General features: G+C 38.5%; 10 protein-coding genes. 3 read left to right on the top strand and 7 right to left on the bottom strand.

Translation table 11 applies throughout. The annotated features are described in order from the left end of the window. Nucleotides 1-155: 155 nt before the first annotated feature. The 4 genes from AACY61_RS06030 to AACY61_RS06015 form a co-directional block, all read right to left on the bottom strand. Nucleotides 156-521, bottom strand: a complete 366-nt coding sequence (locus AACY61_RS06030; protein WP_339610682.1) for a carboxypeptidase-like regulatory domain-containing protein — start codon at nucleotides 519-521, stop codon at nucleotides 156-158. A 94-nt stretch (nucleotides 522-615) separates the two neighbouring features. Then, entirely contained in the window at nucleotides 616-2,169 is a 1,554-nt protein-coding gene (locus AACY61_RS06025) for an aldehyde dehydrogenase family protein (RefSeq protein WP_339610681.1), read from the bottom strand. Nucleotides 2,170-2,253: 84 nt separating this feature from the next. Continuing rightward, nucleotides 2,254-2,796 (bottom strand): 3-hydroxyanthranilate 3,4-dioxygenase, encoded by a 543-nt coding sequence (locus AACY61_RS06020; protein WP_339610680.1) that lies wholly within the window; start codon nucleotides 2,794-2,796, stop codon nucleotides 2,254-2,256. 83 nt (nucleotides 2,797-2,879) lie between these two features. Further along, nucleotides 2,880-3,383 carry a CAP domain-containing protein gene (locus AACY61_RS06015; protein ID WP_339610679.1) on the bottom strand — a complete coding sequence of 168 codons (504 nt, stop codon included), beginning with the start codon at nucleotides 3,381-3,383 and terminating at the stop codon, nucleotides 2,880-2,882. Nucleotides 3,384-3,615: 232 nt separating this feature from the next. Here AACY61_RS06015 and AACY61_RS06010 point away from each other — a divergent pair, with 232 nt between their 5' ends. Further along, nucleotides 3,616-4,683 carry an isoaspartyl peptidase/L-asparaginase gene (locus tag AACY61_RS06010; protein ID WP_339610678.1) on the top strand — a complete coding sequence of 356 codons (1,068 nt, stop codon included), beginning with the start codon at nucleotides 3,616-3,618 and terminating at the stop codon, nucleotides 4,681-4,683. Beyond that, the gene (locus AACY61_RS06005; RefSeq protein WP_339610677.1) at nucleotides 4,683-4,883 is read left to right on the top strand and encodes an antibiotic biosynthesis monooxygenase; all 201 of its coding nucleotides are present in this window, start codon (nucleotides 4,683-4,685) and stop codon (nucleotides 4,881-4,883) included. The genes AACY61_RS06010 and AACY61_RS06005 overlap by 1 nt, the downstream gene beginning before the upstream one ends. A gap of 116 nt (nucleotides 4,884-4,999) precedes the next feature. On the opposite strand, the gene AACY61_RS06000 is transcribed toward AACY61_RS06005, so the two are convergent. The 3 genes from AACY61_RS06000 to AACY61_RS05990 are packed head-to-tail and all read right to left on the bottom strand — an operon-like array spanning nucleotide 5,000 to nucleotide 6,644. Further along, entirely contained in the window at nucleotides 5,000-5,488 is a 489-nt protein-coding gene (locus AACY61_RS06000) for a hypothetical protein (protein WP_339610676.1), read from the bottom strand. 39 nt (nucleotides 5,489-5,527) lie between these two features. Then, nucleotides 5,528-5,998, bottom strand: a complete 471-nt coding sequence (locus AACY61_RS05995; RefSeq protein ID WP_339610675.1) for a CYTH domain-containing protein — start codon at nucleotides 5,996-5,998, stop codon at nucleotides 5,528-5,530. Then, nucleotides 5,991-6,644 (bottom strand): NAD(P)H-binding protein, encoded by a 654-nt coding sequence (locus AACY61_RS05990; protein ID WP_339610674.1) that lies wholly within the window; start codon nucleotides 6,642-6,644, stop codon nucleotides 5,991-5,993. The genes AACY61_RS05995 and AACY61_RS05990 overlap by 8 nt, the downstream gene beginning before the upstream one ends. Before the next feature lie 28 nt (nucleotides 6,645-6,672). On the opposite strand from AACY61_RS05990, the gene dinB reads away from it, so the two are divergent. Further along, nucleotides 6,673-7,547 (top strand): DNA polymerase IV (dinB, locus tag AACY61_RS05985; RefSeq protein WP_339610683.1); only part of this gene is annotated, 875 nt, incomplete at its 3' end.

The raw sequence follows: 7,547 nt of genomic DNA, 5'->3' as shown, positions 1-7,547 counted from the left end.
TTGGTCTGGGCTCAGGCTACAAATGGAATTTCAGCAATTCCTTTATTGTATCACTATACGGAAGCCTCGGTAGAAACTTCAGCGACGAGGTTAAAGAGCGTTTTCAGGCGATTGAGTTTCACGGAGGTTTGGGAATTGGATACCGTTTCTAAAACTTATTCAGGCTGCAATAAAGCTTCCACCTGCTGGGGAATCACATGGCATTCATCTGAAGTCACTGTGATTGTTTCAGAAACGAAAGTCACATACCCTTCAGCCGAAATTGTAAGGATATAATTTCCTTCCCTCTCCCAAGCACCTGCAAATGTGGGTATAATGCCATCCATATATTCTAGGCCTTCAGAATAATTGCCGTCAGTAGCTACAACGGTAGTTCCAATGCCTAAATAATTGTTTGTTGCAGCATCTTTAACCGTGACATTCAATCCTGCCCTGGCTTCCTGAGTGCAGGCAATGCCATCATCGTCATTATTGCAAGCTAAAATACTTAAAACAACTAAAATTGAAATTAAGTTTTTCATAGACTCAAAAGTAGTCTAATTTTAAATATGAAAATACGTATTTAAAAATAAAACCCCCTCATTTTGAGGGGGTTTTATTTATTCTTATATATATTTACAAATCAAACTTTATACCCTGAGCCAAAGGCAATTCAGTCGTATAATTTATCGTGTTTGTTTGTCTTCTCATATAGATTTTCCAGGCATCGCTTCCACTTTCACGACCGCCGCCGGTATCTTTTTCGCCTCCAAAGGCACCTCCAATTTCAGCTCCTGAAGTTCCAATGTTCACATTGGCAATTCCACAGTCGCTTCCGGCATGAGAGAGGAAAGCTTCTGCTTCTCGCAAATTGTTAGTCATAATAGCTGAAGAAAGTCCTTGGTTGACACCGTTTTGAATGTCGAGTGCGTTGTGTACATCACCGCTGTATTTTAGAAGGTACAGCACAGGTGCAAACGTTTCGTGTTGAACGATTTCATAGTGGTTTTCCGCTTCAGCAATAGCCGGTTTTACATAACAGCCACTTTCATAGCCTTCACCGTTTAAAACACCACCTTCCACAATCACTTTTCCACCTTCTTTTACCACACGGTCCAATGCTTCCTGATATGCTTTTACAGCATCTGTATCAATAAGAGGGCCCACATGGTTGTTTTGATCCAAAGGATTTCCAATGCGCAGTTGCTTGTAAGCAGCTACTACGGCATCTTTTACTTTATCATAAATCGATTCGTGAATAATAAGTCTTCTTGTTGAGGTACAACGTTGACCTGCAGTTCCTACGGCGCCAAATACAGCACCAATAACAGTCATCTTGATGTCAGCATCAGGAGTGACAATGATTGCGTTGTTTCCACCTAATTCAAGCAAGGTTTTCCCTAAGCGTTCAGCCACAGTCTTGCCTACAATTTTACCCATTCGGGTAGAACCGGTGGCAGAAACTAAAGGCACGCGTCTGTCTGTAGTCATCATTTCGCCCACCTTGTAATCACCGTTAATTAAACAGGAAATCCCTTCGGGCAAATTGTTGTTTTTAAATACACGCGCTGCTATAATTTGACAAGCCACACCACAAAGCGGTGTTTTTTCACTGGGTTTCCAAACACACACATCACCACAAATCCAGGCTAAAGCCGTGTTCCATGCCCAAACAGCCACGGGAAAGTTAAAAGCAGAAATAATCCCAACCACGCCAAGCGGGTGGTATTGCTCATACATTCTGTGCCCGGGACGTTCACTGTGCATGGTCAATCCGTGCAGCTGTCGTGAAAGGCCCACTGCAAAATCACAGATGTCGATCATTTCCTGAACTTCACCAAGACCCTCCTGATAGGATTTACCCATCTCATAAGAAACCAGTTTTCCAAGCGGCTCTTTCAAACGGCGCAATTCGTCACCAAATTGACGCAGCACCTCACCTCTCAAAGGAGCTGGCTTTACGCGCCAGGTTTTAAAAGCTTCGGTTGCTGAGGTCATTACTTTTTCATAATCATCCTTAGAGGTCGTCTTTACTTTTCCAATAAGTTGACCATCTGCAGGAGAATAGGAAGCAATTTCCTCACCTGATGAAAACCAATTGGACCCTGTTGAGGTCCCTAAATTTGTGTGTTTTATACCTAGTTGATCTAACGCATCTTGTATATCAAATGCAGTAGCTGTTGTTGCCATAATTGTTGTTTCTAAAAAATTAAAAATGTTTTTGCGAAGGTATGAATTTCAACCCCCAATGAAAAGAAAAGTTACTTGTTTTAACTAGTTGTCGCTCTTAGTAAACCTTGGGTCTGTTTCCATCTCAGTACCACAATTTGAACAGGTGCGCAATTCTTTTGAATTATAAAAGTTTTTGAAATGAGGAAGGAAATCTTTTTCGATATCGTGCAGTTCAAAATAGGTTTCGTGAATTTTGTGATTGCAATTGTCACAAAACCAAAGGAGTCCGTCTGTAAAACCTTTACCGGCACGTTTGCGCTCAATTACTAGTCCTATAGAGCCGGCACTTCTTGAGGGTGAATGAGGCACTTTGGCAGGGTGAAGATACATGTCGCCCGCATTGAGTTTCATCTCCTTTCGCTCACCGTCTTCCTGTATGATGACATTTATAGATCCTTCCAACTGAAAAAAGAGTTCTTCGGTTTCATTGTAGTGATAATCCTTGCGTGCGTTAGGCCCTGCGACAATCATTACAATATAGTCACCTGCATCCTTGTAGAGATTTTTGTTGCCAACAGGTGGCTTAAGAAGATCCCTGTTTTCTTCAATCCAGGCATTTAAATTAAAAGGTTTTTGAATAGCCATTTCCTGTACTTTTAGTTTTTCATAAAAATACAGGAAATGGTTCTATCCTAAAAATAAAAATGGGAAAAATTAAAAAAGGAATCTTATTTCAAATAAAACAGCTGGGTAAAAAAGTACCGTCCTTTATGATCTTGAAAAACACCAAAACCACTATGGGTGTAATTACCTTCTATAATTTCTCTGTGAGAAGGGCTGTTTAACCAGCTACTTACAACAGAAGCTGCATCATTATAACCATAGGCTACATTCTCACCTACTCGAGAAGCTCCTTTATCCTTAAGTGCTTTTGAGCGTAAATGAAAATTGTCATGATTAATTTGACTTAATGCAATCATGTAATCTGTATGATCGACTGCATAAGCTGAGGCATATTGTTGATCCATTGTAAGAGGATTGAGACCAACAGAAGCTCTGTGGTCGTTTACTAATTGCAAAATGTCATTTGACATTTCAAAATCATTTTTCTGAACGATGTTTAAGTCAACTTCGTAATTTAAATCATCTGCTTGATCGATTTCATCTTTGGAGCAAGATGTAAAAAGGATAAGCATGGCTAAGACTAATAGTCCGTGTAATTTTGTCTTCATAGTAAAGTAGGTTAAGTTTGGGAACTTATTTTTGTATTAACTTTGGGGAATTAATACAATCCAAATGTAAGTAATTTTTTAATACAATTTACATTTTAACCTGTTTTTTTTGCATTTCATCGGATTTTACAACATTTTTCAATAGTTTTTTCTTACATTTTAAATGACAAAACATTTCAAAGCACCAGTATTTATACGTATTTATTAATTTTTTAAACTAACAACTTCGATTATGAGAAAAATTATAATTTTAACATTTATTTCCCTCTTTTTTAGTGCTTGTGAATATAAAATTGAGCAAAAAAACGACAAACAGACAACAATCAACGACGAAAATAGTACAAAAAGTAACTTTGGCATCGTACTTCACGGAGGAGCAGGTACTATTTTAAAAGAAAACATGAGCGACTCACTTGAAGCTGCTTACAAAGAAGTTTTAGAAAAAGCAATAATAACGGGACACAAAATTTTGGAAAACGGAGGCACAAGCCTCGAAGCCATTGCAGAAACCATTAAAATAATGGAAGATTCACCCTTATTCAATGCCGGAAAGGGAGCTGTTTTCACCCACCATGAAACCAATGAACTAGATGCTTCTGTTATGGTAGGGAACACCAAGGATGCCGGTGCAGTTAGTGGAGTTACACACGTTAAAAACCCTATTGAACTTGCCATAAAAGTTATGACAAATTCGCCTCATGTAATGCTCAGTGGTGCCGGCGCAGAACAGTTTGCTTCCGAACAAGGAATCGAAATGGTAGATCCATCTTATTTTTATACTGAAAACCGATTTAAGTCTTTACAACGAATCAAGGATTCTGAGAAAACCCAATTAGACCACAATGCAAAGTCTGCATTTACTGATCCGTTAATTAAAGATTCCAAATTTGGAACCGTAGGTGCTGCTGCCCTTGACAAACACGGCAATCTGGCAGCAGGAACCTCAACTGGCGGTATGACCAATAAAAAATGGAACCGCATTGGCGATGCGCCCATAATTGGTGCAGGAACCTATGCAAACAATGCCACTTGTGCTGTTTCTTCCACTGGCTGGGGTGAATTTTTTATCCGAGCTGTTGTTGCTCACGATATTTCAGCTTTGATGGAATACAAAGGACTAAGCCTTAAAGAAGCGGCTAGGGAAGTCATTCAGAAAAAAGTGCCTTCATTGGGAGGTGATGGTGGTGTTATTGCAATTGATAAAGATGGCAATATGGTGGCAGAATTTAATACTGCAGGAATGTACCGAGCTTCCATGAACGCTCAAGGCGAACTAACCATAGGCATCTATAAAGAGTGATGAGCAATATTTTCAAACCCTATTATGCAGTTATTTTTACTTCACTTAAAAATGAAAACGATATAGACTATATTGAAATGGCTTTAAAAATGGTACAGCTTGCAAAAAAGCAATCTGGATTCAAGGGCTTAGAAAGTGCCCGAAATAAAACTGGAATAACAGTAAGTTATTGGGAAAGTCTTGAGGCTATTGCCAACTAGAAAAACTACAGCGAACACTTATTGGCCCAACAAAAAGGCATATCAGACTGGTACAAATGGTACGATATAAAAATTTGTAAAGTGGAGCGGGAATATTCTTTTGGAGAAAAAGATGTTTAACGCAACATAAAACCCTTAGCCGCCCACCAGGGATGCACTTCTATCTTCAGTCGACCGGCTTTGACCATCGGGTCTAGGTTTGCCAGGCTATCTGCAATATGTAGTGTGGGAACGTTATAAATAGTAATGCCTCTTATTTCGCCATTATCGCCAAAGGGTCCTGAAATATCTGCAAACCCCTCTTCATACATCCTGCCTAAATGTTCCATATGAAGTTTTTGCAAACTGTCTGCTATCTCTTTTGATTGTGTTCTATTCTTACCTCTTTTAAGAAAAGCAATAAAGTATTGTTGCATCAATACAGTATCCTGTGTTGCTTCATCAATATAATCAAAAGTAGAAAATCCTTTTTCAGTAAGTTCTTTTTTCAAAGAGCTTACAGATGGTAGTTTTTCTACTGAAGGATCTTTTTCAGAAGTTTCATTAGTAGTTTGTTTGCACGAAAAAACAAAAAAGGGTATTAAAAGAAAAATTAGTGGTCTCATAATAAAAATAATTTTGGTTAACCCTAAGAGGGTTGTTGACTATTTCCAGTTTTTAAAAGGGTTTAAACTCAATTGCGAATTATAATATTTTAAATCTCCCGTGACTTCTTTTCCAAGCCAATGGGGTTTTTGAAATGGTTCATTTTCAGATTTTAATTCGATCTCAGCGATAATCAATCCTTCATTTTCGCCTAAGAATTCATCGACTTCAAAAATATGGCTTCCTGCTTTAATTTCATATCGGGTCTTGTCAATAGTTCCGGGTTCACATAGTTGCAACAATTCTTCAGCATCATGAACTGAAATCGTTTTTTCCCATTCGGTTCTGATGGTACCTGCCTTGTTGGAAACTCCTTTCACAGTTAGAAATCCCTGATCACCTTTGATGCGCACTCTCACGGTCCTTTCGGGATGGGTGTTGAGAAATCCTTGCACAATGCGGGTTTGATTAATGGCTTCTAGTTTAAAAGTTTCAGAAGTGACTAAAAATTTACGTTCAATCTCAAGCATTTTTTGCAATTTCTTTGATGATTTGATTTTCAATACGAGTATGAGAGAAACCTTGATTTGCAATAACGACCATCGATTTAGCAATAGTTTCAGGCGAAATGGAACGGTATTTTTTAGGGATAATGGGATTCAATATGTTGAAAAAGAATTTGGCAATCGATTCACCCAATCGTTTTTCATCCCTTTCTCCGCTTATTAGTCCCGGTTGTAAAATAAAAGTGTTTTGAATGTTTTGTTTGATAACATCGCGTTCCATTTCGCCTTTAGTTTTGTTATAAAAAACCTTACTGTCAGGGTTGGCTCCCATTGCTGAAATAACTATGTATGTGTTGATATTTTTTTCTTTACACAATTTCGCAGCTGAGAAAGGAATGCCATAATCAATTTTTCTATAAGTTTCATTATCAGGAGTTTTGGCTTTGGTGGTGCCTATACAACAAAAAACTTCATCGGCTTGAAAGTCTTTTTTATGCTTTTCAAGTTCAAACAAATCGATGAGATGCTCTTCTATCTTGGGGTTTGAGATGTCAACGCTACTGCGTGAAAACAATTTTATTTTTTCATACCGGGTGTCTTTTAATAAAAGGTCGAGCAAAATACTTCCTGTTAAACCAGTTGCTCCTAAAATGATGGCTGTTTTCTTCATAGACCTAAAATTACAGTATTTTTGTGTGATGTACGACGAAATTCCTATTAGAAAAATTATCCACGTGGATATGGATGCTTTTTTTGCTTCCGTAGAGCAACTGGACAACCCTGATTTGAGGGGTAAACCCATTGCTGTGGGCGGAAGTTCTGACAGGGGTGTGGTAGCGGCGGCCAGTTATGAAGCACGCAAATTTGGAGTACGCAGTGCAATGTCAAGCATTTTGGCAAAAAAGTTATGTCCTGAATTGATCTTTGTGAGGTCAAATTTTGAGCGGTATAAAGAAGTTTCTCAAAAAATCAGGAAAATATTTCTGGAATATACTGATTTAGTGGAACCCCTTTCGCTTGACGAGGCTTATCTCGATGTGACCGAAAACAAAACCGGTAATCCCAGTGCCACGCTTATCGCGAAAGAAATTCGACAAAAGATTTTTGAAGAAACCGGATTGACTGCCTCTGCAGGGATTTCCATCAACAAGTTTATCGCCAAAGTAGCCAGTGACATCAATAAGCCCAACGGCCAAAAAACAATTGGGCCTGAAGAAGTTTTGGATTTTCTTGAAAATTTGGACATCAGAAAATTTTATGGGGTGGGGAAAGTGACACAGGAAAAAATGTACAATTTGGGCATTTTTACGGGCAAGGATTTAAAAAGTAAATCACTGGAGTATCTTACTGAAACCTTTGGAAAGAGCGGTGCTTATTACTATTATGTAGTACGCGGGATTCACAGAAGTGCTGTAAAACCAAATCGCATTAAAAAATCACTGGGTGCCGAGCGCACTTTTTTTGAAAATATCTCTTCAGAAATTTTTATGCTGGAACGTTTAAATGACATCGCCGATGAAATTGAACGCCGGCTTAAAAAATCAAAAGTGGCAGGAAAAACCGTGACTTTAAA

It is taken from the genome of uncultured Planktosalinus sp. (genome assembly GCF_963973675.1).
Taxonomy (GTDB): Bacteria; Bacteroidota; Bacteroidia; order Flavobacteriales; family Flavobacteriaceae; genus Planktosalinus.
Note: the sequence above shows the minus strand (reverse complement) of the source record. Positions and strands in the feature narration are given on the sequence as shown.

Bases quoted from the DNA above. Each gene is read 5' to 3' on its own strand.
- AACY61_RS06030 (WP_339610682.1), bottom strand. From the start codon at position 521: ATGAAAAACTTAATTTCAATTTTAGTTGTTTTAAGTATTTTAGCTTGC.
- AACY61_RS06025 (WP_339610681.1), bottom strand. From the start codon at position 2,169: ATGGCAACAACAGCTACTGCATTTGATATACAAGATGCGTTAGATCAA.
- AACY61_RS06020 (WP_339610680.1), bottom strand. From the start codon at position 2,796: ATGGCTATTCAAAAACCTTTTAATTTAAATGCCTGGATTGAAGAAAAC.
- AACY61_RS06015 (WP_339610679.1), bottom strand. From the start codon at position 3,383: ATGAAGACAAAATTACACGGACTATTAGTCTTAGCCATGCTTATCCTT.
- AACY61_RS06010 (WP_339610678.1), top strand. From the start codon at position 3,616: ATGAGAAAAATTATAATTTTAACATTTATTTCCCTCTTTTTTAGTGCT.
- AACY61_RS06005 (WP_339610677.1), top strand. From the start codon at position 4,683: ATGAGCAATATTTTCAAACCCTATTATGCAGTTATTTTTACTTCACTT.
- AACY61_RS06000 (WP_339610676.1), bottom strand. From the start codon at position 5,488: ATGAGACCACTAATTTTTCTTTTAATACCCTTTTTTGTTTTTTCGTGC.
- AACY61_RS05995 (WP_339610675.1), bottom strand. From the start codon at position 5,998: ATGCTTGAGATTGAACGTAAATTTTTAGTCACTTCTGAAACTTTTAAA.
- AACY61_RS05990 (WP_339610674.1), bottom strand. From the start codon at position 6,644: ATGAAGAAAACAGCCATCATTTTAGGAGCAACTGGTTTAACAGGAAGT.